This window comes from Sphingomonas cellulosilytica (genome assembly GCF_052321755.1).
Lineage (GTDB): Bacteria > Pseudomonadota > Alphaproteobacteria > Sphingomonadales > Sphingomonadaceae > Sphingomonas.
In genome coordinates this window covers 108,943-133,886 of the sequence record NZ_JBQRTT010000009.1, presented here as the reverse complement: position 1 = coordinate 133,886, position 24,944 = coordinate 108,943, and the positions used below count along the sequence as shown (strand labels likewise).

At 66.3% G+C, this 24,944-nt stretch carries 22 protein-coding genes; 10 read left to right on the top strand and 12 right to left on the bottom strand.

The genetic code is table 11. From position 1 onward, the window contains the following. The 8 genes from ACTZQ5_RS13200 to ACTZQ5_RS13165 form a co-directional block, all read right to left on the bottom strand. Positions 1-880 (bottom strand): M3 family metallopeptidase (locus ACTZQ5_RS13200; RefSeq protein ID WP_443585651.1); only part of this gene is annotated, 880 nt, incomplete at its 3' end. A gap of 37 nt (positions 881-917) precedes the next feature. After that, positions 918-1,763 carry a hypothetical protein gene (locus ACTZQ5_RS13195; protein WP_443585650.1) on the bottom strand — a complete coding sequence of 282 codons (846 nt, stop codon included), beginning with the start codon at positions 1,761-1,763 and terminating at the stop codon, positions 918-920. Beyond that, entirely contained in the window at positions 1,760-2,083 is a 324-nt protein-coding gene (locus ACTZQ5_RS13190; RefSeq protein ID WP_443585649.1) for a thioredoxin family protein, read from the bottom strand. The genes ACTZQ5_RS13195 and ACTZQ5_RS13190 overlap by 4 nt, the downstream gene beginning before the upstream one ends. Before the next feature lie 6 nt (positions 2,084-2,089). Then, complete coding sequence (locus ACTZQ5_RS13185; RefSeq protein ID WP_443585648.1) at positions 2,090-3,553, bottom strand: metallopeptidase TldD-related protein; 1,464 nt, start codon at positions 3,551-3,553, stop codon at positions 2,090-2,092. Next, positions 3,550-4,896 (bottom strand): TldD/PmbA family protein, encoded by a 1,347-nt coding sequence (locus ACTZQ5_RS13180; protein WP_443585647.1) that lies wholly within the window; start codon positions 4,894-4,896, stop codon positions 3,550-3,552. Before ACTZQ5_RS13180 ends, ACTZQ5_RS13185 begins: the two co-directional genes overlap by 4 nt. After that, positions 4,893-6,695, bottom strand: a complete 1,803-nt coding sequence (locus ACTZQ5_RS13175; protein ID WP_443585646.1) for an ABC transporter ATP-binding protein/permease — start codon at positions 6,693-6,695, stop codon at positions 4,893-4,895. Before ACTZQ5_RS13175 ends, ACTZQ5_RS13180 begins: the two co-directional genes overlap by 4 nt. A 22-nt stretch (positions 6,696-6,717) precedes the next feature. Further along, positions 6,718-9,030, bottom strand: a complete 2,313-nt coding sequence (locus ACTZQ5_RS13170; protein ID WP_443585645.1) for a TonB-dependent siderophore receptor — start codon at positions 9,028-9,030, stop codon at positions 6,718-6,720. A 61-nt stretch (positions 9,031-9,091) separates the two neighbouring features. Next, the gene (locus ACTZQ5_RS13165) at positions 9,092-9,298 is read right to left on the bottom strand and encodes a hypothetical protein (RefSeq protein WP_443585644.1); all 207 of its coding nucleotides are present in this window, start codon (positions 9,296-9,298) and stop codon (positions 9,092-9,094) included. A gap of 15 nt (positions 9,299-9,313) precedes the next feature. On the opposite strand from ACTZQ5_RS13165, the gene ACTZQ5_RS13160 reads away from it, so the two are divergent. The 9 genes from ACTZQ5_RS13160 (at position 9,314) to ACTZQ5_RS13120 (ending at position 21,208) form a co-directional block, all read left to right on the top strand. Next, a complete protein-coding gene (locus ACTZQ5_RS13160; protein WP_443585643.1) occupies positions 9,314-10,750 on the top strand; it encodes an aminotransferase-like domain-containing protein in 1,437 nt (478 codons plus the stop codon). A gap of 220 nt (positions 10,751-10,970) precedes the next feature. Continuing rightward, positions 10,971-11,525 carry an RNA polymerase sigma factor gene (locus tag ACTZQ5_RS13155; protein ID WP_443585642.1) on the top strand — a complete coding sequence of 185 codons (555 nt, stop codon included), beginning with the start codon at positions 10,971-10,973 and terminating at the stop codon, positions 11,523-11,525. Further along, positions 11,506-12,483, top strand: a complete 978-nt coding sequence (locus tag ACTZQ5_RS13150) for a FecR family protein (protein ID WP_443585641.1) — start codon at positions 11,506-11,508, stop codon at positions 12,481-12,483. The genes ACTZQ5_RS13155 and ACTZQ5_RS13150 overlap by 20 nt, the downstream gene beginning before the upstream one ends. Before the next feature lie 129 nt (positions 12,484-12,612). Continuing rightward, on the top strand, positions 12,613-15,798 hold the full coding sequence (locus ACTZQ5_RS13145) for a TonB-dependent receptor (RefSeq protein ID WP_443585640.1): 3,186 nt from the start codon (positions 12,613-12,615) through the stop codon (positions 15,796-15,798). Positions 15,799-15,833: 35 nt separating this feature from the next. Beyond that, positions 15,834-18,701, top strand: a complete 2,868-nt coding sequence (locus ACTZQ5_RS13140) for a M16 family metallopeptidase (RefSeq protein WP_443585639.1) — start codon at positions 15,834-15,836, stop codon at positions 18,699-18,701. A 427-nt stretch (positions 18,702-19,128) separates the two neighbouring features. Then, positions 19,129-19,686, top strand: coding sequence for a hypothetical protein (locus ACTZQ5_RS13135; protein ID WP_443585638.1), 558 nt, complete (start codon positions 19,129-19,131; stop codon positions 19,684-19,686). 139 nt (positions 19,687-19,825) lie between these two features. Next, positions 19,826-20,122: a hypothetical protein gene (locus tag ACTZQ5_RS13130; RefSeq protein ID WP_443585637.1), complete on the top strand. Its 297-nt coding sequence runs from the start codon at positions 19,826-19,828 to the stop codon at positions 20,120-20,122. 87 nt (positions 20,123-20,209) lie between these two features. Continuing rightward, positions 20,210-20,887, top strand: a complete 678-nt coding sequence (locus tag ACTZQ5_RS13125; RefSeq protein ID WP_443585636.1) for a hypothetical protein — start codon at positions 20,210-20,212, stop codon at positions 20,885-20,887. 168 nt (positions 20,888-21,055) lie between these two features. Beyond that, positions 21,056-21,208, top strand: a complete 153-nt coding sequence (locus tag ACTZQ5_RS13120) for a hypothetical protein (RefSeq protein ID WP_443585635.1) — start codon at positions 21,056-21,058, stop codon at positions 21,206-21,208. Positions 21,209-21,315: 107 nt separating this feature from the next. On the opposite strand, the gene ACTZQ5_RS13115 is transcribed toward ACTZQ5_RS13120, so the two are convergent. Then, the gene (locus ACTZQ5_RS13115; RefSeq protein WP_443585634.1) at positions 21,316-22,167 is read right to left on the bottom strand and encodes an exonuclease domain-containing protein; all 852 of its coding nucleotides are present in this window, start codon (positions 22,165-22,167) and stop codon (positions 21,316-21,318) included. Then, positions 22,164-22,424: a DksA/TraR family C4-type zinc finger protein gene (locus tag ACTZQ5_RS13110; RefSeq protein ID WP_443585656.1), complete on the bottom strand. Its 261-nt coding sequence runs from the start codon at positions 22,422-22,424 to the stop codon at positions 22,164-22,166. Before ACTZQ5_RS13110 ends, ACTZQ5_RS13115 begins: the two co-directional genes overlap by 4 nt. 122 nt (positions 22,425-22,546) lie before the next feature. On the opposite strand from ACTZQ5_RS13110, the gene ACTZQ5_RS13105 reads away from it, so the two are divergent. Then, positions 22,547-22,768, top strand: coding sequence for a hypothetical protein (locus ACTZQ5_RS13105; protein ID WP_443585633.1), 222 nt, complete (start codon positions 22,547-22,549; stop codon positions 22,766-22,768). A gap of 152 nt (positions 22,769-22,920) precedes the next feature. Here the strand turns inward: ACTZQ5_RS13105 and ACTZQ5_RS13100 are convergent, their stop codons facing one another. Together ACTZQ5_RS13100 and ACTZQ5_RS13095 are read right to left on the bottom strand one after the other, a co-directional pair. Further along, complete coding sequence (locus ACTZQ5_RS13100; RefSeq protein WP_443585632.1) at positions 22,921-23,892, bottom strand: FecR family protein; 972 nt, start codon at positions 23,890-23,892, stop codon at positions 22,921-22,923. Beyond that, on the bottom strand, positions 23,889-24,455 hold the full coding sequence (locus tag ACTZQ5_RS13095; protein ID WP_443585631.1) for an RNA polymerase sigma factor: 567 nt from the start codon (positions 24,453-24,455) through the stop codon (positions 23,889-23,891). Before ACTZQ5_RS13095 ends, ACTZQ5_RS13100 begins: the two co-directional genes overlap by 4 nt. Between the last annotated feature and the right edge of the window lie 489 nt (positions 24,456-24,944).

Below are 24,944 nucleotides of genomic sequence, written 5' to 3'. Positions count from 1 at the left end.
GCACCTCGCCGGCGTTGGGCGCCATCTTGGTGGCCAGCGACCATTCCACCGGATCGGCAAAGCCGAGCAGCCCCGCCGCCTCGCGGCGCAGCGCCAGGATGCGCGCGATCCGATCGCCATTGTCGAACCGGCCGGCATCCGGCCCCTGGTCCGACGCGCGCGTGCCGTAGGCGGTGTAGACGCGTTCGCGCAAGGCGCGATCCTCGGCAAAGGTCAGCACCGCGGTGACGCTCGGCTGTTGCAGCGTCACCACCCAGCCGTCGAGCCCGCGCGCCTGCGCCGCGGCGGCGAACATCGCGATGTCGGCATCCGACAGGCCGGCGAGCAGCGCCGCATCGGCGACGTGCTCGGTCCAGGCATCCGTCGCGTCCAGCACCGCGCTGGCAAAGGCATTGGACAGGTCCGACAGCTCGACCGAGATGGCGGCGAACCGGGCGCGTGCCTCCGGCTCCAGCGCCACGCCGGACAGGGCGAAGTCGCGGATCGCGCGCTCCACCGCCACCCGGTCGGCGAGCGGCAGCGTGGCGAAGTCGGGCGAGGCGGCGAGCGCGGCGTACAGGTCGTGCAGGTCGCGGTTCTGCTGCACCGCCATCATCGCCTCGACCAGCCGCGCCTGGCCGGCGGCGTGCGCGGCGCGCAGCTCCGGCGTGTCGGCCACCGCCTGCAGGTGCGATACCGCCGACCAGAGCGCATCGATGGCGGTGCCGCTACGCTCCAGCGGCAGCCAGGCCTCGGCGAAGCGGCTCGGCCGGCTCGCGGTCAGTTGCGTGACGGTCGCCTCATGCTCGGCGATCACCGCATCCAGCGCCGGGCCAATGGCCTCGGGCACGATCGCGGGAAAGGGGGGCAGGCGGGTGGAATCATGGAGGAGAGCGGTCATGATGATCCTTCGTGGCGGGGGCGATGCGGGCCGTCGGTCATGCGACACCGGCCGCGGTCAAATGGCCAAGGACGATTCCCGGCAATGCCTGCATTCGCTCCAGCGCCAAGGCATTGGTCCGCCGCAGATCCGCTTCGTAGCGAGCCGAAAGGCCGGGATCGCGCGCGCGGAACAGCTTCGGGATGTCAACATATTCACCTGCCGCACGGCGCGGCGCCACAGCAGCGACGATCGACTGGAGGATCGCCTCTGCCCGGATCTTGTCGGTCGATGTGATGATCGTCGGGCGCACGGCGCCTGCCCCGGTCCGCCACAGCGCGGTGATCTCGGTCAGCACCGATCGGCTCGTCCGCAGCGGCCAGCAGGCCGCCGCGCACGCGCGCAACGCCACCGCACCGGCGGCGTCTTCCATCCCGTCCGCAGCGGCTTCGATCTCGCCACGTGCCTGTGTCCAGTCCGCTCGCGTCAGCGTCTCGCCGGCAAGTTCGCGGTGATGCAGATCGAGTATCGCGGCATGGAGCGCCGGAGCATGCTCGACGCTGCCGATCCGGATCAGCATGTCTTCGACGATCCGGACAGGCACCACCGACAGGTCTTCGCCTGGGGAAACCCTGACCACCCAGGTCAATGTATGTTCCCAAGCACGCGCTGGGTCGCTGCATTCGATCATGGGATCGAGCAGTGCGGCGAGTGCCAGCGGATAGCCGAAGCGGGCGGCGTAATCGGCGCTATCCTCGCTCTCCGCCGACACGCCGAGGGGACTGCCGCGCTCGCCATCCCACCGCGTCGCCCCGAACAGCAGCGTGCCTGCCGCAGCATGGGCGCGAAGCCGGGCGAGCAGATCGGCCTTGATCGCGGCGTCGCCCCGGAAGGCACCGGTCACAGATGTCCTTCCAGCCAGCGCGTCAGCTGCGCACGGGTGCGCAGGCCGACGATCCGGTCGATTTCCGTGCCGTCGTGGAATAAGGCGAGCGTGGGCACACCGCGTACGTTCAGCCGCGTACACATGTCCGGTTCCGCCTCCACGTCGACCTTGCAGACGGTAACATCACCCGCGAAGTCTTCCGCCAGGTCGTCCAGGATCGGTGCCAACGTCCGGCACGGGCCACAGTTCGGGCCCCAGAGGTCGACCAGAACGATCCCCCTGGCCCCAGTCACCGCCGTTTCGAACTCTGCTGCGGTCACGCTTTCGATCTTTGCCATCACTCGCTACCCCGTTCGGCCGGCGCGACCGCCGACCATCATGTCATCGATCCTGATCGTCGGCTGACCGACGCCGACGTCGAGCTGCTGGCCCTGCTTGATGCACATGGCTTCGCCGTCATCGAGCCCAAGGTCGTTGCCGACCATCGCGATGCTCTTTAGCGCCTCGTGCCCCACACCGATCAGCGTCGCGCCGTCGATGGGCGCAGTCAGGCGGCCATCCTCGATCAGCCACGCTTCGGTCGTCGAGAAGTTGAAGCGACCGGTGACGATGTCGACCTGTCCGCCGCCGAAACCGATGGCGTAGATGCCGTTCCTCACCGATGCGAGAATGGCCCCCGGATCTTCGCTGCCGGCGGCAAGGAACGTGTTGGTCATCCGCGGCATCGGCAGGTGCGCATAAGATTGACGGCGGCCGTTACCGGTCGGCCGCGCGTTCATCAGCCCGGCGTTGAGCCGATCCTGGAGCAACCCCGTCAGGATGCCGTCCTCGACGAGTACGGTGCGCTGCGCCGCCACGCCTTCGTCGTCGATGCCGAGCGAACCGCGCAGGCCCGGCAGACCTCCGTCGTCGATCACCGTCACGCCGGGGGCGGCGATCCGCTCTCCCATCCGCCCGTCGAATGCCGACAGGCGCTTGCGATGATGGTCACCCTCCAGGCCATGGCCCACCGCCTCGTGGAACAGGACGCCCGCATAGCCCGGGGCAAGCACCACCGGCATCCGCCCCGTGGGAGCGGCGCGCGCATCAAGGTTGGTGGTGGCGACGCGCACGGCCTTGGCCACCATGCGCGCGATCTTCGATGCGGTGAATCCCTCCAGCCCGAACCGGCCCCCCAATCCCGCCTGGCCCCCGGCACGCCGGCCGTTCGCTTCGGCGATGACGCTCGTCATCAGTTGCGCGGTCGGCCGCACGTCGGCAGCGATGCGCCCGTCGATATCGGCGACCAGCACGATCTGATCGATCACGCGGACCGTACCGTCGACGCGCACGACCCGCGGGTCGGCGGCCCGTGCCGCGGCATCGATCTGCTCCAGCAACCCGATCCAGCCCGCGGCCTCGGCAGCGCCGGTCGTTTCCACCGACGGATAGAGGCTATGCACCGGCCCGGTCGCGTCCAGTGCCACACTCGCCTGGCCATCGATCGGCCGCCGTCCCAGCGCGGCGACGGTGCCCGCAAGTTCGGCGAGCGCAGGGCGGCCGAGGTCGGCGGAATGGGCGAAGGCGACCTCCGCTCCCGCCGCCGCGCGTGCACCGACGCCGCGATCGATGCGAAAGCTGCCCGCCGTGACGCGGCCATCCTGCAACTGCCAGCTGCGCGAGCGCACGTCCTCGAAGAACAGGTCGGCCAGGTCGGTGCCACGTCGCCACAGCGCACCCAGCGTCCACGAAAGGTCGGCGTGCGTCAGGCCGTTGGCGGCGAGCAGGCGAGCCTCGGCGCGCGCCAGCGCGGACGAATGGCCGGTCATGCGCTGCCTCCGACCTGCATCTCGTCGATCAGGATCGAACCGCTGCGGATCGCACCATCGCGGTGCGCCTCGTCACCGATCGCCACGATCCCGGCGAGCATGGCTGGGAGGGTGCCCGCGACCGTCACATCGGTCACGGCGTGGACGACCTCGCCCCCCTCGACCCACAGGCCGGACACAGAGCGCGTCCATGTCCCCCGCACGGGATCGGTGCCGCCGCCGTTGAGGCGCGTCACCAGCAGCCCCGTTCCCAGCCGTTGTCGCATCGTCTCGGCATCGCCGCCACCCTCGCGACTGGCGAAGCGCAGGTTCCACGGGCCGCCGGCGTTGCCGGTGGACCGCAGGCCGAGGCGACGTGCCGCGCGGCTGCCGAGGAAATAGCCTTGCACCACGCCGTCCCGGATCACCGTGCGGGCGGTGCCGGCAATCCCCTCGGGATCATAGCCGCCGCTGGCGAGGCCGTAGGGTTCGAAGGGGTCTTCGGTCAGCTCGATATGCGTCGGCGCGACCATGCGCCCGGCTGCACCCGGCAACGCACTTGCCTGCCTCACCTGTGCGCCACCGGACAAGGCGGCGACCAGATCGGAAACGATCGCCGACGCTGTCCGCGCGGCGAACAACACCGGTCCGCGGTGGCTGGGGATCGATCGCGCGCCGCGTTGCGCTTTAGCCAGCGCCACCGCGGCGCCCGCGACTGCCGAAGGTGCGTCCAGCGCGTCGAAGCGCCGTTCGCTCGATTGGCTGAAATCGCGTACGTTCCCGCCGTCATCCTCCGCCAGCACCATCGCCCAAAGCGCATGATACGAGCTGTGCGTGGTCCGGCAGAAGCCGGCGGAGGTCACGAGCGCACTGCGCGACTCGTTTGCCACGATACCCGCTTCGTCCAGCCGCACGCACGGGCCCTCCACCGCCTGCGCCGTGGCAAGCGCCAGATCGATGAGTCCGTCGATCGGCCGGTTTGCCGGAGCGGCGAGCGGCGGCTGTGGTCCGTCGAAGGCGAGCCAGGCGGGGTCGGGCAGTCCGGCATCGGGATCGGGCTGCACCGCTGCGGCGATCGTCGTCGCTTCGGCGACGGTGCGGCGGATGGCCTCCGCATCCAGCGCGGCGGTGCTGGCCGACCCGCTGCGTCCGTCGCGCAGCACGGTGATCGCCAGCGATTGGGTGAGATCGCGTACGGCGGTGTCGATCGCCGGCCGGTCGTCGCCACGGCGTACCGTCACACGGACGCCGCCGCCGCTGCGTGCGGTCGCCGATGCGCCGTCGGCGCCGATCGCCAAGGCCCGCTCCACGGCGGATTGCGCCGCAGCTGCGAGATCCGATTCCAGCAGCCGGAGCGAACTCATGCCCCGTCCCCCGGGATCCGCTCCGGCTGGGCACACCCGTGCACGATGCTCAGCGTGTGGGTGTGATGGCGTAGCAGCGTCTCGTCATGGACGACGCTGAGAATGGTCGCATCCGGCATCGCCTCGCGGATGCAGGCGTAGAAATGCCGCGCATTGTCGCCGTCGAGCGCGCTGGTCGCTTCGTCCAGCACGAGCAATGTCGGTCGCTGCAGCAGGATGCGCGCCAGCGCCACCCGCTGCTGCTCGCCGGGCGACAGCTCCTCCTGCCACATGCGCGCGGCGTGAAGATCGACCGCCAGATGACCGAGGCGGACACGATCCAGCAGTGCGACGATCGCCGCATCGTCATGCGCGTCGGGCATGTCCGGGAAGCATAGCCCGGCCTTCAGCGTGCCGAGCGGCAGGTAGAGGCGTTGCGGCACGAACATCGTGTGCGTGTCGCGCGCGATCGCGACGCTGCCGGCGCCATCGGGCCACAGCCCGGCGAGCGCGCGGACCAGCGTCGACTTGCCCGCCCCCGACGGTCCGCGAACCGCCCAGCGTTCGCCGCTACGCACCGTCCAGTCGCCCACGTCCGCCAGCGGCTCGCCATGCGGCTTGCGCAGCAGCAGCGCCGACGTGGCGATCACCACTGCGCCCGGCGTTCCTACCGTCAGGCCGATGCCGCGCGGGCGCGCATCCTCGATGGCGTCGTCCAACGCCTTCAGACGATTGATGAAGCTGATCTGTTCGCCGATCGTCTGATAATACATCACGAATATGGAAAGGTCGCCGGCGAGGCGGGTGAACGCGTCGCGGCCCGCCATCACCTGGCCGAAGGTCATCGTGCCCGCGAAAAAGCGCGGTACGAGCAGAAAGAGCGGCAGGATGCCGCTGATCCGCTGAAAGAACTGCTGCGCGGCATTGACGGCCATTCTGGTGCCGATCACCGAATAATAGTTGCGCTTCAGCATGGCGAAAGCATCGCGCAACGCGTTCCGCTCGATCGATAGCGCCCCGGCCAGCCCGATCTGCGCGGCATTGCGGCGAACATGGATGAGCCCGGCACGGAAGTCCGCCTCACGATGCTGCTGGCGCATCTGCGCGCGGATGAACGGCCGCCCGAGGAACGAGATCAGCACGCTGGTGACCAGCGCATAGAGTGCCGCGTACCAGATGGTGCTGCCGGGGATCGATACCCGCCAGCCGAGCAGCGAGAGGCGGATCGGTTCGGCGGTTTCGAGCAGGACGTAGATCATCGCCACGGCCGTCGCGGTCGTCCCCAGCACATCCAGCGCGATGCTCAACGGGCTTCTGGTTCCCGTGACGCCATCGACGTCCGTCAGCCGGTTGATATCTTCCTGGATGCGCTGGTCGGGATTGTCGATCAGTCGCAGGCGTTCGATCTCGCTGTAGCGATTATGGCTCATCCACCGGTCGACATAGCGTTCGGTCAGGAACGCCCGCCAGCGGATCGACAGCAACTGCCGCAGGAAGTTGGCAAACAGAAACTGGCCGACCTGCAGGGCGGTGATGCCGACGAACAGCATCACCAGCCACCCGAACTGCGCAGCATCGCTTTGCTGCACGCTGTCGAAGAAGTTCTTCTGCCAGCGGTTGAGCGCAAGGATGAGATAGGCATCGGCGAACTGGGATATGATCAGCACGATCAGCGCGAACCAGGCGAACTTCCAGTCGCGGGACGCCCAATAGCAGCTGATGAGGCGCCAGGCGTGGCGCCAGCGTGGCCCCGCCGGTTGCGGCGGGGCGAGGCCCTTTTCGCGAAGGACCTCGCCTGTCTTCGTGGGTTGCGGGATCACGCTTTACTCTCTTCTGGCTGCGTCAGCGGAAACGATAGCCGACGGTGAGGCGCCAATTGCGCGTTTCGCGGTAAGGAACGTACAGCGACAGCCGCGTCGGACCGTAGTTGATCCTGTCGAACAGGTTGCGGACGCCGAAATTGATGTCCAGTTTACCGATGCTGGCGAAAGCGTTGAGGTTTGCCTGCACTGAAGGCGGAACATACCAGGTGCCGAACCCGTCGATCGACGAACTCGAATTGCCATTTACTCCGCCGCCAAGGCCGAGCTTCACCGTATCGGACACGGGACGTTGGTAGGAGGCGTAGACGTTGTAGAGATCGCGTGGCTGCGCGTAGATGATGGTGCCGATCACGGAATTCGGCGCCAGATACTTGAACGTCGTGCGGGTATAGGCTGCGGTGACGGACAGCCCCTTGATCGGTTCGCCGCTGAGGTTGATATCGATGCCCCGGTTCAATTGTCCCGGCGTCGCGATGGAGAAGCCGCGGTGTAGCGGATCGCGGGCCAGAAGGGTACTCTGGCGAAGGCTGAACCAAGACGCCGTCAGCAGCACGCGCTTGTCGAACAAATCCCACTTGAACCCGGTTTCGGCATTGCGCGTCCTGTTGTCGGGAAGCTTGGTTTTGTTGAAGTCCAGAACGAACGTGAGCGTGAAGCCAGAGGCTACGCTACCAAATACCGACAGCGAATCCGTTATGTCGACGACAGCACCGTAGTTGGTCGTGACCTTCGACGAGGAGTACGACTGAGAGGGCTGGCCGACGATGTTGAAGTTGGTAGTGCCGCTGTTGCCACGAAGGCCAGCGGTCAGATGGAGCTTCCAGAACTCCGCCAGATATTGTCCGTACCAGCCGTTTTGCGTGACAGGCTGGGTAAACGACAGAGCGAATGACGTCGCATAGAGTGGTGGCTTCGGAGTCTGTGTCAGGATGTTGTACGTTACGGGCGCGGGGGATGGACTCGCCTCGTTCTGCGCCGTCTCGGTGTTGAGATAGTTGAATCCTGCAAGAATCTTATGGCGGACCGCGCCGGTCGCGAACCGAATGCGGGCATAGCCGTCGAGATTGTCTGCCCTCGATTTCTGTTGTGAACCCGATAAGAGAAAAAGGATGTCGCCAGCCTTTGTTCCTCTCGCACCCGGGGAGTAATTCCTGGCACCGACGGTGTTGTTCAGGTGTTGGCCACGCGCCACGATCGTGAGCCAATCCGCGACTTTTTGCGTGATCTCTGCATTGAACTGGGTGTTGCCGAGGCGGACGAACTGGTCCTCGGTAATGATAGGCTGATTGACGGGTAGCGGGTATAGCTGCTTGTTCGTCAGGTTGAGTATATCATAAGGTGTCATTCCGAAGAATTGGGTGCTCACCGTGGCTGACACGATAGCGTCGGTCGTCGCGTTCTTGAATCGGAGGGATGGCGCAAACAGATAGTCTTCGTTGCCGCGATAGCCACCGAAATTGTGATCCGCCTTACCTGCAGATGCGATGATCCGGGCGCTCCAGCGGTTATCGTCGCTGATGGCGCGATTGGCGTCGACCGTGCCGCGGACGAGGCCGAACGATCCGACATCCCCCGATACATACAGGAGTTCATCGGCACTCGGTTTTTTCGTGACGATGTTGACCGTACCACCGAGGCTGTCGGCACCCAGCAGGATGGCGTCAGGGCCCTTCAGAACCTCGATCCGTTCGATGTTGGGCAGTGGTACCGAAGCGCCGGCAGCAAAGGCACTGCTCGACGGACTGGCAATGCCATTGACCGCACCGTTGCTGGTGAAGCCGCGCACCGTATAAGTCGGGGAACCTAGCGTCGTCACCGTGTTGACGACGACGCCCCCGGCATTGGTCAATGCTTCCTGCAAGCTGCGCGCCTGTTGCTGTTCCAGCAGCTTCGATGAAATGACCTGTGTATTGCGCGCCTGCTCCCGCAGGGATTGGCCGAGCCGCGACGACGTGGAGGTGTTGCGCACCATCACGTTGGTTTCCGCCTCGTCGCGCTGTGCGACGACGACGATGTCGTTGAGGATCGCGATGCGGCCATCCGTGTCGACCTGGACGGCGACATCGAGGCCGCGGGTTGCCTGACGCACGGCGTCCTTTTCGCTGCGCGCGTCGACTACGGCATTGGCGGTCATGCCCTTGACGGCATCGGGATCGATATCGAGCGGTTTGTTCCAATGCGCGCCGATGCGCTGCAGCGCGTCGGAGAGCGGCATCGCCGGTTGCGACAGGCCATGTTCCTGCGCCTGTGCCGCGGCGGGCAGGGTCGTCGCGCCAATCGCGAGCAGGCTCGTCGCGGCGAGACGGATGGTGACGGCACATCGCATGCTCATTGTAGAAAACCCCTCTCCATGGTGACCATTCTGTCGGGTCGCTGCGGGAGCACGATTATGACTATCGTTGCCGCTCCAGCAGGATCGTGATGACTTCCAGCAGCCTGTCCTGCTCCGCATCGCTCATGCCGAGAAGGACGTCGGCCAGTTCGTCGCCCGGATGCCCGTTGCGCGGTACGCGACCAGCGACGGCGGCGGGGGCGACGATCATCCGCGATGAAATGTCCATGTCGGTCACTTTACGGCTTGTCGCGAGCAATGCTGCCATACAATCTGTCGAAACATGACCAACCTGTTCCAGCCAACCGAACCTGACACTTCACATGCGGCACCCGTCAGCCTGGTCGCAGCGGCCGAGGTCACGGTGATGGAGCGGATCTATCGCGGCATCGAGGCTGACATGGCGCTGGGTGTGCTGTGCGCCGGCCAGCGCCTGCCCTCCGTCCGCGCGATGGCCGCCCGTCACGGCATCAGCCGCGACACCGTGCTGCGCGCCTATGACAAACTGATCGCGCAGCGGCGGATCTATGCGGTGCGCGGGTCCGGCTTCTACGTTGCCCATCCCGTGTCTCCGCAACCGGCGGCGGCAAGCCCGGCAGTGCTTCCGCCGCTCGATCCGCATCGTCTGATCCATTCGGATCACCCGCTCGACCGTACACCGGGCAGCGGCATCCTCCGCCACGAGGGCAGCGCGCAGGCGGAGGTCGCGCGGGTGTTGCGGGCGGTCGTCGCCTCGATCGGCTCCGACGGCAGCTATGGCGATCCGCTCGGCTATCTACCTTTACGCCGACAGCTACGGGACAAGCTGATGGGGGACGGGATCGAGGCGCCGATCGAATCCATCGTCACCACCCCCGGCTGCATCGCAGGCCTGTCGCTGGTGGTCCGCGCCCTGCTGCGGCCGGGCAATTGGGCGGTGATCGAGGCGCCCGCCTCGTTCATGCATCTCCGCGTCCTCATGACCCAGGGCGCGAACGTCGCGCACGTGCCGCGCGACGCCGATGGACCGGATCTCGATGTGCTGCGGGCACTCTGCGAGCGGCACCGGCCGACGATGTTCCTGCTGAGCTCGGTGCTGCACAACCCCACCGGCACCTGTATCGCTCCCTACAGAGCGCAGAAGCTGATCGAAATCGCCGCGGAATTCGGGATGATCCTGGTCGACGACAACAGCTACGCCGACCTGTTGCCCCCGTCCGGTGCGATGCGGCCTGCCATGCCGCTGATGCTGCTCGACCGGATGGAGCAGGTGATCCACGTCGGTGGCTTCTCGCACACCATAGCCCCGGCGACCGGCCCCGGCTTCGTCGTCGCGCACGAGCGTTGGATGCGGCTGATCCGCCATTTCCGCCCCGCGCAGGGGCTCGGCAACACCATCGTCCAGGAACGGCTGGTGTACCGCTTCCTGCATGAAGGGCTTTACCGGCGGCGGTGCGAACGCATCCGCACGCACCTGTCGCGCTGTTCGCTCGCGCTCGGCCGGATGATCGCGGCCGCCGGCCTGCCGCCGGTCGTACCGCCAGCGCACGGCCTGTTCCTGTGGATGGCGCTCGGCGACGGTGTGGATGCCGGTATCGCGGCGCGCCGGATGCTCGCCAAGGGCTATCTGACCGCGCCGGCGATCCATTTCTCGCCGCGCGAGGAAGAGCGCGGCCATATGCGCCTCAACATCACGACGACCACCGCCGCGGCAATGCTGTGCTTGCGTGAGAGCGTGTGATGACGATCGAAGCTACGCAAGATCAGCGATCCCGCTGCCGCCGCCATCGTCCGGCGCCCGCCGACCAAGCGGCGGTGGCATCTCCACAGATGCAGCCCCGTTCCGAAAAAACGTCGCCGGATCGGCTGCCAGCATCGGAAATATCCCGCTCCTTCGTCTTGAGGTAGGAGCCTAGGAGGATTTCGGAATCGGTACGTTGCGACAAAGTCGGCGGGAGATCGTGGCCTGGGTGGGGAGCAATGTCGTTCCCCACGAGGGCGACGTCCGTACGCGGCTGCGTCGCATGGCGGTTCCCGAAGACGAGATCAGCGACATCGTGCAGGACGCCTATCTGAGGATCTCGCGGCTCGATTCGGTCGCGCACATATCCAGCGGCCGCGCCTATTTCTTCGCGGCGGCGCGCAGCGCGCTGCTCGATCGCATCCGCCGCCAACGGATCGTGCGGATCGACAGCCGGGTCGAAGTCGAAGCGCTGGTGCTGGCCGACGAGGACCCCGATCCCGAACGGCGGGTCGGCGCGCGGATGGAGCTGGAACGTATCCGTGCGATCATCGCGGACCTGCCCGGCCGCTGCCGGCAGATATTCGAGATGCGCCGGATCCAGGGCCTGCCGCAGCGCGAGATCGCGCGGTTGCTCGACATTCCCGAACATACGGTAGAGGCGCAGGCCACGCGCGGGCTGAAGCTCGTATTGAAGGCGATAGCCGGCGACAGCGGCGACGTAGCGCGCACACGGACCAGACGAAAGACGAGCGATGACCAGCGCACGGGATGACGACCACGCCGCGCGCTGGGCGGTTCGGCTTGACGGCGAACCGCTCAGCCCGCGCGAACAGGCGGAGCTTGACGGCTGGCTGGAAGCCGACGAGCGGCGGCGTGGCGCGTTGCTGCGTGCCGAGGCGGCACTGGCCTATCTCGACCGCGGCCGCGCACTCGTCGCTCCGGGTGACGCCGTGGTGACCGAAGGCGGGACCGGCCGGGTCCTGCCGCTTCGCGACCGGCGCCGGTTCCTGATCGGCGGCGGCGCTATGGCGGCGATCGCGGCGAGCGGCCTGCTGGTCATGGTCCTCCGGCCCGCTCCCCCGGTCGACGTACGTACCGCGATCGGGGAGATCCGCCGCGTTCCGCTCGCCGATGGCTCCGTAGCCGCGGTCAACACCGATACCGATCTGACGGTAGCCGTCGCATCGCCCGGTCGTCAGCGCGACGTGATGCTCGAGCGCGGCGAAGCATGGTTCAAGGTCGCGCACGACAAGACCCGGCCATTCGTGGTCGCCGCCGGTGACGTCCGCGTCCAGGCGGTCGGCACGGCCTTTTCGGTCCGCCGCCGGGACCGGGGTGTCGACGTGCTGGTCACCGAAGGGGTCGTCGAGACCTGGGTCGTCGGGCGAGAGCGCGACCGCACCCGTATCGCCGCCGGGTCGAAGAGCTTCGTCGCCGACAGCAGTCCCGCGATCGAGGTCGTTGCGGCGCCCGCGGACATCGATCGCCAGCTGTCGTGGCGCACCGGCGAACTGGCGCTCAACGGCGAAAGCCTGGCCCACGCGGTCGCAGAGTTGAACCGCTACAATGTCCGCAAGATCGTGGTCGAGGACCAGGCACTCGGCCGTACGCCGCTCATCGGCTATTTCCGCACCGACCAGCCGGAGAATTTCGGGCGGACCATCGCCGCCATGAAAGGCGCGCGGGTCCACGTCGAAGGCGACACGATCCGCCTGTCGTCACCGAACTGACATTATTTGATCCGTCATCATCGGAAACCCGTTCGCGGTTCGTCTTCCGTGCAAGGCCCAGCAACATGGCGCCATGGGGGAACACTGCATATGATCGGGATCGGGGGGGCGGCTGTCCAACGGCGGCTGATGGCAAGTGCAACGGCCATCGCACTGGTTACGAGCGCCAGCGCCGCGGAGGCCAAGACCCGCAAGTTCAACGTATCCGCGGGCGACGCGGCACGAACCATCCCCGTCTTCGCCAAGCAAGCAGGTATCCAGATCATCGCCGACGGAACCGCGCTCAAGGCGCGGCGCACCAATACGGTCCGCGGCGACCTGACGACCGATGCGGCACTGCGTCGCTTGCTGGAGGGCACCGGGCTGGCGGTGATGACCGAGGCCAGCCGGAACGGCATCATCGTCGTCGGGCCGCAAGCAGGGGATAACGGCGTCGTCCCTGTCGATGCATCGCTGGATGCGACCCCGGACATCCTCGTGCAGGGCCAGCGCGAATGGTCGCTGAACCTGGGCATCGAGCGGACCGAGAACGACAGCCAGCCCTTCATCGTGCTGACGTCGGAGGATATCAAGCGCTCCGGCGCCCCGGACCTGGAGACGTTCCTGCGCAACCAGCTGTCGGTGAACAACAGCGCAGGAACGGCGAGCCAGGCGGGAACCATCGGCGCCCAGGGGCTGGACAACCGCGCCACGCAGGGGCTGTCGCAGATCAATCTGCGCGGCTTCGGATCGCGGGAAACGCTGATCCTGGTCGACGGCCGCCGCCAGCCGGGCGTGAACCTGGGTAACGGCACGTTCGGCCAGCCGCAGATCACCGGCATTCCGCTCGCCTCGATCGAGCGAATCGAGGTGCTCGCGGCGTCGGCGTCGTCGATCTACGGCAGCGGCGCCAGCGGCGGCGCGATCAACATCGTATTGAAGCGCAATTACAGCGGCGGCGAGATCACCGCGACCTACGCCAATACCGACGATTTCAAGACGGGCGACGGGCGGATCGACCTGTCGCTGGCGAAGACGCTGGAGGGTGGCCGCACCAACATCACCTTCGGCGGCAGCTGGCGCAAGTCGCTGCCGCTGCTCTACGGCGACCGGATCGGGATACGCGACAAGGCCGTCGCCGAAACGCTGCTGGCGACCAGGTCGGCGGCCAATCCGAACGGCATCAATCCATTCTCGAACTCCAACCTGCCGCCGCCCGGGGCGACGCCGAACTTCCGGCGGGCGCAGGGCGTGCCGCTGCAACTCAAGCCGCAGTATGGCGGCACCGTGCTGTCCAGCGGCATCGGTTATATCCCCGTAGGGTATCGCGGCCTGGCGTTGGACGGGGTCGCACCGCTGCTCGCGACCATCGGCCAGTATAACCTGCAGGCGCCGGAGGGAACGACGAACGGCGGCACGGACGCACCGCTGATCTACGGCAACCAGATGGTCAGCGGGCTGCTGAGCGTCCGTCGCAAGATGAACGACTGGATGACGCTCTACGCGCAGGGCCAGTACAGTCAGAACCAATCGCAAACCTATTTCAGTCGCGGCTTCAACCTGGTGGAGATCGCGGCGAACGCACCCAACAACCCATTCACGACCGCCGTCACCATCGCCGGGCCGAATGTCGGCGAAGTGGTGTCGCTCAAGAACACGTTCACGCAATGGACCGCGCTGGGCGGTGCGATCTTCCGGCTGCCCTACGATTGGCAGGCCAATCTCGACGTCTCTTATGCCCGGACCCGTTTTACGATCCTGAACTATCCGACCATTGTCACGCCGGCGATAACGGCCGCGGTCGTCAACGGCACGATCGATCTGTTCCGGGACTACGCCGACAGTCCGCCGACCCTCGTCTATCAGACGGGTTATGTTCGCAAGAACGACCCGCAGCTGTCGTCGACGCAGACGACGTCGCTGCGCCTCGCCGGGCCGCTCCCGATCAAGCTGCCGGGGGGCAAGATCGGGCTGACGCTGAACGTCGAACGCTCAGCGGACAGGCTCAACGCCGCGACGTCCGTCAACCCGGTCTTCGGCGCGTACGCTCTCAGTTATCGCCCGGAGGGTGGGTACACGCAGTGGTCCGCCTATACTGAAGTCGTCCTGCCGCTGATCTCGCCTGCCAACGACGTGCCGTTCGCCAAGCTGCTCGACATCCGCGTGTCGGCGCGCGGCGAGCGCTACACCGCCTTCGGAGCGGACCAGCCGACGACATGCTACAGGGGCGCCACCCTGCCGACCGAACAGAATTACGCCAACTGCCCGCCCGCCGGCTACAACAGCCGCGTCGGCACCTCGACGCGGTCGCACGTCGATCCGATGTTCAGCGCGCGCTGGCAGCCGATCGACGACGTGATGTTCCGTGCGTCCTATGGCACCGGCTATCTTCCGCCCACGCTGGCGCAGATCAGCAGGCAGACGGGTCGCACGGAGGTCGATCTGCTCGACCCCCAGCGTGGATTCGAACCGGTCGGGACGCTGGGCACCAATGGCGCCCGTACGGTCGATTCCTTTTTCGGCGGCAACCCGGACATCGAGCCTGAGGTGTCCAAGACCCTGACCGCCGGCATCATCCTGACGCCCCGCTTCGTTCCGAACCTGCGTTTTTCGGCCGACTGGACGCGGATCAGCAAGCGCAACAACTTCTTCGCGCCGATCGGATTCCAGAATGCCGGCCGGTTCTACAAGGGCACGCTGGACGGCCAACTCGCGGAATTCGCGCGCTTCATCGAACAATATCCGGATCGCATCACGCGTGGACCGGCGTCGGGCGGCTATGCGGTCGGGCCGATCACCTTCATCGACTTCTCGCTGGCCAATTTCGTCGGCTCGCGCGTCGAGGCGGTCGATTTCTCGCTCGATTACTGGTTCAACCTGTTCGGCGGCCGCCTGGACGTGCAGGCGGCCGCAACCTGGAACCGCAAGCTGGAGGTGGAGAGCTATCCGGGTGTGGTGACCAATTACCTCGGCGTGTCGGGGTCGGCGCTGGCCGATGGAGGATTCGGGTCGCTGCCGTGGCGTGGAAACGGCACGATCCGCTGGAGCAAGGACAGCTTTTCCGTCGGCGTGCAGTCGCTCGTCTTCGATCGCTATTATCTCCAGACCAGCCGGGCGGTGCTGCCGGCGCAGGGCGCAGCCTATGTCCCCGCGCAGACCTACCAGAACCTGATGCTGTCCTACGCCTACAGCAATGGCATCACGTTGCGCGCCGTCATCAACAACGTATTCGACAAGACACCGCCGCGCGACGTCAACAGCTTTCCGCTGTTCTACAGCCGGTACGGCGATCCGCTGGGACGCAACTTCCAGCTTTCGGTGGCCAAGACCTTCTGATGCCGTCTCCATTTCACGTTCCCGAGGAACCATTCATGACGTTGCGTATGATCCTGCTCGCCGGGGCAGCGACCCTGCTGCCCCAGGTGGCAGTCGCCATGCCCGCATCGGGCGATAAGGTGGAGCAGACGGGTGCGAACAAGACCGCATCCGCCGATCTCGCGAAGCTGGTCGCCGATTTCCAGATCCCGTACCAGACCTTCACCCTGGCGAACGGGCTGAAGGTCATCGTGATGACCGATCGCACCGCCCCGATCGTCTACACATCGATCACCTACGACGTCGGCTCGACCTACGAGCCGGCGGGCAAGAGCGGCTTTGCCCATCTGTTCGAACATCTGCTGTTCAACGGCAGCGAAAACGTGCCGGGGGACTATTTCACGCACCTGCGCGATGCCGGTCTCATCAGCATCAATGGCGGGACCAGCTTCGATTATACCAACTATTACGAGACGGTCCCGGTCGGCAGCCTGGACCGCGTGCTGTACATGGAAAGCGATCGCATGGGCCACCTGCTCGGCGCGGTGACGCAGGCCGTTCTCGACGAGCAGCGCGGTGTCGTCCAGAACGAGAAGCGCAATGGCGACAACAATCCCGGCAGCATCGCCAACTACAGCAGCCGCGCGGCGATCTATCCCAGCGACCATCCCTATGGCCATTTGATCATCGGATCGATGAAGGACCTGAATGCAGCGTCGCTCGCCGACGTGCATCAGTGGTTCAAGGACTATTACGGGCCGAACAACGCGACGATGATCCTGGCGGGCGACATCGATCTCGCGACCGCGAGAGCCAAGGTGGAGAAATATTTCGGCGGCATCCCACGCGGCCGCGAAACGGCCTATCCGGTATCGCCGGTGCCGGTGCTGAATGCACCCGTCGTGCAGACGCTGACCGCCCCTGTCTCGCAAACGTCGATCACCCGTATCTGGGCCGTACCCGGCGTGAATGGTGCCGATGCCGATGCGCTCGATGCCGCCGCGGCGCTGATGACCGGCGTCGATGGCGCACCGCTGTCGGAGAAGCTGGTCCGGCAGGACAAGCTATTCACGTCGGTTTACGCGAACAACCGCAACATGCGGGGCGTAGGTGAATTCTCGGTCAGCGGCTCTGTCCGCGACGGTGTCGATCCCAAGGAGGCAGAGCGTGCGCTCGACGCGGCGATCGCCGATTTCCTGCGCAGCGCCCCCTCCGACCAGGCCCTGCAGCGCTTCAAGAGCATCAAGATCATCCCCATCGTCCAGAATGCGGAGAGAATGGAGGCCCGGGCCGGCATGCTGCTGAACGCAGCCACCCTCCTCGGATCCCCCGGCGCGTACAAGCGCGATCTCCAGGCCTATCTGAAGCTGACACCGGCGGACGTGATGGCGGCGGCCCGCAAGTGGCTGACTCGCCCGAACTACCGCATGGTGCTGAAGCCCGGCCCGCGCATGACGCCGCCTGGCGACGACAATGCCGCTCCAGCCGTGGCCGCTGCGGCTGCGCCGGTCGCGCCCGGTCCCGTGGTGAAGCCCCAAGCCGCATCGCGTGGGCCGCTGCCGGTCATCGGCGAACCCGGATCGGTCCGGTTTCCCGACATCCAGCGGGCGACGCTGAAGAACGGCATCCCCGTCACCTACGTCCAGTCGAAGACCGTTCCCTTCACCCGGCTGATCATGACCATGCCGTTCGGATCGATCGACGATCCGGCCGACAAGCCCAACCTCGTCGAGTGGATGGTCGGCATGCTGGGCGAAGGCGCGGCGGGCCATGACGACCATTGGTTCCGTCAACAGCGGGAACTGACCGGTATCCAGATCGGCGCCGGTGTCGACGACGACAGCGCTACGGTGTACATCGCCGGCCCGACGCCCAGCTTCGACCAGGCGTTGGACATGGGGATGATGACGCTGACGCGCCCCGACTTCCCCATCGACCGGCTCGAGGAGCGACGCCGACAGGCGCTTGCCCGGCTGAAAGCGACGCCGACGGCCGCGGATACCCTCGTCTGGACGATGTTCGCCCGCGAGCTGGCACCGGGATCGGCATCGGCGAAGCTGGCCGACATCAGCAGCGCGGCGGAGATCAACGGCATCACCCGCGCCGACCTGCAGGCGGCGTTCGATCGGTGGGTCCGGCCGCAAGGGGCCAAGCTCTACGTCGCCTCGAACGAGCCGCTCTCCACGTTGCTGCCGAAGCTGAACATGACGGTCGGCCAGTGGGCCGCGACCGGAAAGGGTTCCGCAGGCACCATCGTCCCGCGCGTCCAGGCCACGACGGCCGGCCCGCCTGGCATCGTGCTGATCGACATGCCCGACGCCGTGCAGGCCACCATCGTCGGCGGTCAGCTGCTGGCGATCCCCTATCGTGACGAAGCGATGGCCGCCAACGTCGCCAACATCACGCTTGGCGGCGGTTTCCTGTCGCGGATCAACATGAACCTGCGCGAGGACAAGCATTGGTCCTACGGCGCGTCGGGTAGCTTTGAAAACAAGGAGTTGCGCTCGTCATACCGTGTCAGCACCGAGGTCCAGCCTGACAAGGTCGGCGCCGCGATCGCGGAGGTGCGCAAGGAAGTGAACGAGATTCGGACCACCCGCCCGATCACCCAGGCGGAGTTCGACCAAGGCAAGGCGAACCTCCTGCGCAAGCGCGTCGCCAATTATCGAACGGGGAGCGAGGTGCTGTCGGGCGCCAAGGCGCTCGGCGAAAAGGGCTGGCCGGACGATTTCTACACGACCTACGACGACCGACTGAACGCGCTGACCCTGGCGCAGGCCAATGCCGAGCTGAAGAAGCAGCTCGATCCCTCGAAATGGGTGTGGGTCGTCGCCGGCAATGCCAAGGTCATCCGTCCGCAACTCGAGGGATTGGGCCTGCCGGTCGAGGTCATGACCCCGGCGCAAGTCATCGCCGGCAAATAGCGTCCCGAAACGCCGTGGCGGGGCGGCCGGTCAACGCCTGTTCCGCCACCGTCCTCGGCTCCCCGGATCGCCTGCATGCGCCATGACGGGCCGGTCCCCGACATTGCATCGTTCTTCCCCGGCCTGACGCGGCAGGACCTCCCCGATGGCCAGGGTTGGGCGGTCGAGCGGCACGACACGGCACCAGCGCGTTCAAGGTCGATGCCTTGGGTCGATCGGTGGTCGCAGCGATGTGGCCTTGGCCAACTTTGCCGCACTCGGCTACGGTCGGCAGGGAGATGAAATGATGGTCATGCCTCACCGATCGATCGAACCCGCCGCCCGAGGGAGGGCATCGCTGTTTGGGGCGCTGCACCCGGCATCGGTCCGTCGCGGGACAGATCCGGTTCCTCCGCTCCGGCTCCGCCGCATCGTCCGACGAGCGGCTGTGCTGCTCGTCATGATGAACGCGCAGGCCTCTGCGCAAAGCTATACCGTACGCAGCCAGGGGGCATGGACCCTGGCGCCCAGCAGCGATGCGCCAGGGTGCTTCATGACCCGGGACTATGGCGGTGACGGCGGGACAACGCTGTTGTTCGGCCTCGACGCAGATGGTCGGAACCACCTGTCCGTGCTGAACGACAATTGGTCGATCAAACCCCGTGAGCGATTGACGCTCGACTTCCGTCTCTCGAACCGCCGCTACGTCAGGCAATCCGCCATCGGCATGGCTTCCGACGGGAAACGGGGTTTCGTCACGCAGTTCGCACCCCGGTTCACGACCGATCTCGCGACGTCCAAGTTCCTGAACATCGACCGCGGTGACGTGCCCGTCGCCCGCTTGATGCTCGACGGCAGCGCGCCCGCCATCGCCGAATTGAAGCGCTGCATCGCCGCCGTGTCCGCCAGGCCCGTCACCGGCGCGGCCCCCGGAAGCGGAGCTGCACCCGTGCCCAAAGACCCCTTCTCGCGCGATCGGAACGAGCGGTCTCACAAGCGCCGCTAGCCACGCCGCAGTCAGGTGCCGTTCACCTGGCGACACCAAAGAACGCTCGCACCGGGACCGGCTCGCAGGAACTTCAAGCCGGTTTCCGGATTGTTCCGTTTGGTCAACAATGTGGGAGGACGCGTATATGTCGCCAGCGATGAAGAGACTGTCGCCAGTGGTCGGGATCATGATCGGTGCAGCGAGCCTGGGCGGCTGCGCGACCAAATCCTATGTGCGCGAGCAGATCGCCCCCGTCAGCGCGCGGGTCGATACGCTGGAATCCCGCTTGCAGCAGACGGACGGTACCGCACGTCAGGCGCTGGCAGAGGCACAGGCCGCATCGACCCAGACCCAGGGCAACGGCCAGCGGCTGGAACAGCTGAACGGACGCGTCGACACGATCGATCAGCGGCTGCAGGCGCAGGAAAGCCGGCCGAAGCGCGCACGCAACTGAGGCGCGCCGCCGGGCTCGCCCCGCCATTGACCTTTACCAGCGTCGCCGAACCGCGGCGCTGGTCCTCTGTGCCGAGCGCCTTTGCAGATGATGTCATTTTTTCTGGCGCTCGCCGGATACACGGCGATCCAAGCCAAAGCCGTTCCCGCTCCGCCGCCCCTGCTGCCGCAGGCGGCTTCTCCGGCCATGCCGAGCGCCGTCGAGCTCTCATCGTCGGCCATGCGTGTCGCGGATTGGATAGCGGCTTCGCGAGACAATCGTGGTCTCCCCTATGTCATCATCGACAAGGACAGTGCCTCGTTGATCCTCTTGGATGGCGCCGGGAGGGAATTGGGCAGGACGCCGGTGCTGGTCGGCATCGCCATCGGCGATGATGCCACGCCCGGCGTGGGCAGCAAGAACCTGTCGGAGATCGGCCCGGCGGAGAAGACGACGCCGGCGGGACGGTTTCTGGCGAAATTCGGCCCGGCGGCCGGACACCAGCGGGTCCTCTGGGTCGATTACGCCACGTCCGTCGCACTTCACCCGGTACCGGTTCCAGGCAAGAAAAGCGAACATCGCCGCGAGCGCATGCTGTCGCCCACGCCCGACGACAACCGCATCACCTTCGGCTGCATCAACGTTCCGGCCGCCTTCTATACCAAGAGCGTGAAGCCGCTGTTCGGTCGCAGGGGCGGGTATGTCTACATACTGCCGGATACCAAGCCGCTGGAAACGGTATTTCCACGACTGATGGTTCAAGCCGTGATCGACGGTCGGCGCTGACGACCGGCGCGGCGCTGGCGCGACGCGGCACCCGATTGGGGGCGTGCCAGGCCCGGGTCCTCACGCAGCGCCTTTTCCCGCACAATCCTCGCGGAACCGGCCGCGGCGCTGGAGGATCGGAGCGGCCGGATCGACGAAGCCGGTGGGTCCCGTGGGCAGCACGGCGGCATGATGTTGAATCCGTCGGCTGGGCCCTGCCCGGCTGGATCGTACTTTCAGAGCCTGTCGATCACGGCGATGGTCGGCGCATCGCCCTTCGCCTATGCCGGGCAACTCGGGACGCCGCGTACGATCGGTGTGCCCCTGCGGGTGCTGTTCTGATCGGGCATCCCTGAGTCGCCCGGTGCCGCGTGTCGGCGGCACCTGCAAGCGATCGAGAGCCCAGCGACCTCCCGCTCGATGCCGGGTGATGTGCCATTGGGGATCGTTCACGCTTTCCGATCAAGCCCTGCCGATCGAGCCGACACGATCCTGAGGCCGCGGGCATTGGCGGCCTTCACGGCACGGCGAAACATCGTGCTGCTCTGGATCGAGCGGCCGAACGGTTCGTCCGCGGCCACCACGAGCATCGTCGTGGTCAGCCCGACAGATGCGTGGATCGCGCCGCCGCGCATGGCGATCGCATGTGCGAGCGGTCCGTCACGCGGTTCGCCAAGGATGGCGATCCGTTCGCCGGCCAACGGCCCATCCGGGGCTGGTTTCGGTGCAGGTCCGGGCTGTCGCGGTGGTGCGGTCCAGTCGGCGAGCGACAGGCCGGTGTGTTCGATGGCACGGACGATCACCCAGCCCGCGGCGCGCGCGTCGCTAAGGGCGTCGTGGTGACGGTGAGGCACGCCCAGGAAGCGGGCCAGGCAGCCCAACCGATGATTGTCGAGGTCCGGCCAGGCGCGTCGCGCCACGCGCACGCTGTCCAGCCAGTGCGTCTCGATGGACGGCCGGTCATGGATGCGGCACGCGGCGGCGAGCGCGCCTTTGTCGAAGAGAGAATGGGCCACCGTGACGCGACCAGTCAGATGCCGATCGATCGTAGCATGGACATCGGCGAAGGTCGGTTTTCCCGCGACGTGGTGCGCGGCAATGCCATGGATCCGGATGTTTGCCGGATGGAACTCGTCGCGCGGGTCGAGCAGCGTCTCCCAAGCGAAAAGCTCTCGGCCATCCAGGAAGCCGACGATACCCACCTGGCAGATGCTGCTGACACGCGCACACGCCGTCTCGACGTCGATTACGACGAAGTCGGGTTGGAGATCGGGCAGCACGCCGTCGGCCGCCGTGCTCATCGGAGCTGGCTGTCCTTGCTGCCGCGCCGGTTGAAAGCGGAGACGAGTGGCCGGTCCTGCCGGCGCTGACAGGCCACACAGGTGCGCACGCCGGGCATGGCGCGGCGGCGCCCTTCCGGAATGTCGTCGCCGCACGTCGCGCAGAAGGGTTCGCTCTCGCCGGTCGGCATGGTCGCCCGGGCGGCAAGCACGGCATCCGCCACGGTATCGTCGATCTGATCCTGCACCGCGCCGTCGCGCGTCCACCCGCCAGCCATCCGCCGTTCCTCCTGATCGCCGATATGGGTATCGCCGGCGTACACCGCCATGGGTCGCGAGGCTGGGCCCGGCGGCCGCTCTTCTGCGTTTTGCGAACGTCAGTAGCGAAGGTATCAGGATAATGGATGACGCCGTGCAGACCCGCCGCCGCGAGATCGCAACCGAGCACCTGCTGTTCAAACTGATGGAATATGTCGAGGCGCACCATCCGGGACTGCTCGACGTCCTCGAAGCGAGTCTCGACCGCTTGGGCGATCCTGCCGATGGCGGGGACAAGGACGACGAGGCGGTGCGCACGATCGCACGCCGGATGATCGCGGGTGCTCGACGCGAGGGTGGCTGAACCGAGCGGATGGCGCTGCACTTCGTCTCCGATCCCGTCGGGTCGTAAGATCGATCGTCACGCATCCAGGGTGATGCGGCCCTCGTATGCCAGCGAAGGGGGGCAGTGATGTCAGGTGAACATGCGCGCCGGACTCGGCCGATCCCGGCAGATCACCGTTCGATGCTGATCGCATCGGCCGTTCGCGTGACCTTCAGGCCGTAGGCATTCGCGAGCAAGCGCAGGAAGCCTTCGCTGTTGTCCGACCTGAACGAACCGCCGATGCGGAACCGGGCGATCTCCGGGTCGTGGATGGCGATCGGGAGCGTACGGTAGCGGTTCATTTCCCGCACCGCATCGCCAAGCGGCGTCTGGTCGAACATGACCATGCCGTCACGCCACGCCGTCAGCGTTTCCAGTCGTTCGGTGGCACCTGCCGTCACCAGCGTCGACGGGCCGGTCGTCACGGCCACATCGCCTGCCGCAACGGTGGAAGAATGGGTAGCTGCCGATGGCGAAACGGCATCGTCGATCCGCACCCGGCCGCTGACGACGGCGACGGTAACCTTCCCGCCGTCTCTTCGCACGGAAAAGCGCGTGCCCAGAACCGTAATGGTCTTGCTACCCGCATGGACGACGAACGGCCGATCTCCCTCATGATGGATGTCGAAGAACGCCTCGCCACGGTCGAGCCAGGCATCGCGTCGCTTGGCCAGAATGCGTGTTCGCAAGGTCGTGGCGGTGTTCAACTCGATGCGGCTGCCGTCCGCGGTCGCGATCGTGCGCGCTTGGCCGATCCTGGTGTCGAACCTGTGCTGCGCATCACTGCCGCGCGTGCGGGTGGAAGGAGGGATGGCCATCAGCACGGCAAACGACGCTGCCAGTGCCAACGGGATTTGCCATGTCCGGACGGCGAGGGGCAGCGCCGGTGCACGAATCTGGTCGTGCGGGCGGGGCGGCGGGACCGCCGCCACGCGATCGGCATCTCGCCAGCCCTGCTCCAGCCGCCAGAATGCCGCCTTGTGCGCCATCGACTGGTCGAGCCATGTATCCAATTCGGCCTGATCCATGGATCCCCATCCGGGCTGATCGCGGCGGATCAGCCACTGAGCCGCGCGATCCTCGATCTTCTGGCGGGGGGTCATGACGGCGCCCTCCGCCTCCGCGCAGCCGTCTCCCTCCGGATCCGCCCATCGCCGCCCAGGAGGAAGTCGGTCATCGCGCGGATACCGAGGACCAGCTGGCGTTCGACGGTGTGGAGTCCGACGCCCAGCCGCTCCGCCGTCTCGCGGGTGCTCAGCCCCTCGATCTTGCGCAGACGCACGACTTCGCGACAGCGAGGAGGCAGGGCGTCCAGGCCGATCTGCGTGCGGCGAAGCGCATCGCGCGCGTCCAGGTGCTGTTCCGTCGCGCGATAGTCCACGCCCGTATCCAGCGTTTCCAGATCGGCGATCTGCTCGAAGCTGACCACGCGGCCCCGCTTCGCCTTGTTGATGATGACGTTGCGCGCGATGGTGAACAGATGCGCGCGCGTCTGCATCGGCAGTGCCTGCCGCGCAGCCGTTAATGCCAATTCGTAGATTTCCTGCCGTAGGTCCTGCACGTCGTCGGCGGCACGCCAGTTGCGACGGATGAAGCGCGTCAGCTCGGCTTCGAGCGGCAAAACCGCCTCGCAAAACCAGGATTTGAGCTGATCGTCCCCGATCATTCGTCGTGCCGCCCCTTTCTGCGTTGATTGTCCGTCACAGGCTAAGACAATCCAGCCGACGAAATCCGTAACGCCGCCGCTTCCGGCCTCCGAAAAATAAATCGGGGCATCGCGTTACGGATTTCCGCCGTCGGATTGTCTTACCCTATATACGGTATGTCCATAACGGTCATCAGATATAGTTGGATGAGGGGAAGTGCATGACAAGGTTGGCACCGTTCGCTTACCGATCGGTAGCTGCACGCCGGTGATCACGGCACGGGCATATGCCTCGGGTGTGTCGCGGCCCGGTAGGCGACGACGGTCCCGCAAGCGGTCAAGGTTCGTGCCGATATTTCGGGAGGCACGCTGAAGGCCGCGAGCGACCGCCGTGGACCGCCACACTAGCCGCCGATCTCAGGCCGATACGGCTACCGCGATATGCCTGGGCGGAACGTCCGGCTTTCGATTGCCCAGGTCTTCGGATGCCTGGCGACCACTTCCCACTTC

Coding starts and splice junctions, on each gene's coding strand:
- ACTZQ5_RS13190 (WP_443585649.1), bottom strand. CDS start 2,083: ATGGCAAAGATCGAAAGCGTGACCGCAGCAGAGTTCGAAACGGCGGTG.
- ACTZQ5_RS13185 (WP_443585648.1), bottom strand. CDS start 3,553: ATGACCGGCCATTCGTCCGCGCTGGCGCGCGCCGAGGCTCGCCTGCTC.
- ACTZQ5_RS13180 (WP_443585647.1), bottom strand. CDS start 4,896: ATGAGTTCGCTCCGGCTGCTGGAATCGGATCTCGCAGCTGCGGCGCAA.
- ACTZQ5_RS13170 (WP_443585645.1), bottom strand. CDS start 9,030: ATGAGCATGCGATGTGCCGTCACCATCCGTCTCGCCGCGACGAGCCTG.
- ACTZQ5_RS13165 (WP_443585644.1), bottom strand. CDS start 9,298: ATGGCAGCATTGCTCGCGACAAGCCGTAAAGTGACCGACATGGACATT.
- ACTZQ5_RS13160 (WP_443585643.1), top strand. CDS start 9,314: ATGACCAACCTGTTCCAGCCAACCGAACCTGACACTTCACATGCGGCA.
- ACTZQ5_RS13150 (WP_443585641.1), top strand. CDS start 11,506: ATGACCAGCGCACGGGATGACGACCACGCCGCGCGCTGGGCGGTTCGG.
- ACTZQ5_RS13145 (WP_443585640.1), top strand. CDS start 12,613: ATGGCAAGTGCAACGGCCATCGCACTGGTTACGAGCGCCAGCGCCGCG.
- ACTZQ5_RS13140 (WP_443585639.1), top strand. CDS start 15,834: ATGACGTTGCGTATGATCCTGCTCGCCGGGGCAGCGACCCTGCTGCCC.
- ACTZQ5_RS13130 (WP_443585637.1), top strand. CDS start 19,826: ATGAAGAGACTGTCGCCAGTGGTCGGGATCATGATCGGTGCAGCGAGC.
- ACTZQ5_RS13125 (WP_443585636.1), top strand. CDS start 20,210: ATGATGTCATTTTTTCTGGCGCTCGCCGGATACACGGCGATCCAAGCC.
- ACTZQ5_RS13120 (WP_443585635.1), top strand. CDS start 21,056: ATGATGTTGAATCCGTCGGCTGGGCCCTGCCCGGCTGGATCGTACTTT.
- ACTZQ5_RS13115 (WP_443585634.1), bottom strand. CDS start 22,167: ATGAGCACGGCGGCCGACGGCGTGCTGCCCGATCTCCAACCCGACTTC.
- ACTZQ5_RS13110 (WP_443585656.1), bottom strand. CDS start 22,424: ATGGCTGGCGGGTGGACGCGCGACGGCGCGGTGCAGGATCAGATCGAC.
- ACTZQ5_RS13105 (WP_443585633.1), top strand. CDS start 22,547: ATGGATGACGCCGTGCAGACCCGCCGCCGCGAGATCGCAACCGAGCAC.
- ACTZQ5_RS13100 (WP_443585632.1), bottom strand. CDS start 23,892: ATGACCCCCCGCCAGAAGATCGAGGATCGCGCGGCTCAGTGGCTGATC.
- ACTZQ5_RS13095 (WP_443585631.1), bottom strand. CDS start 24,455: ATGATCGGGGACGATCAGCTCAAATCCTGGTTTTGCGAGGCGGTTTTG.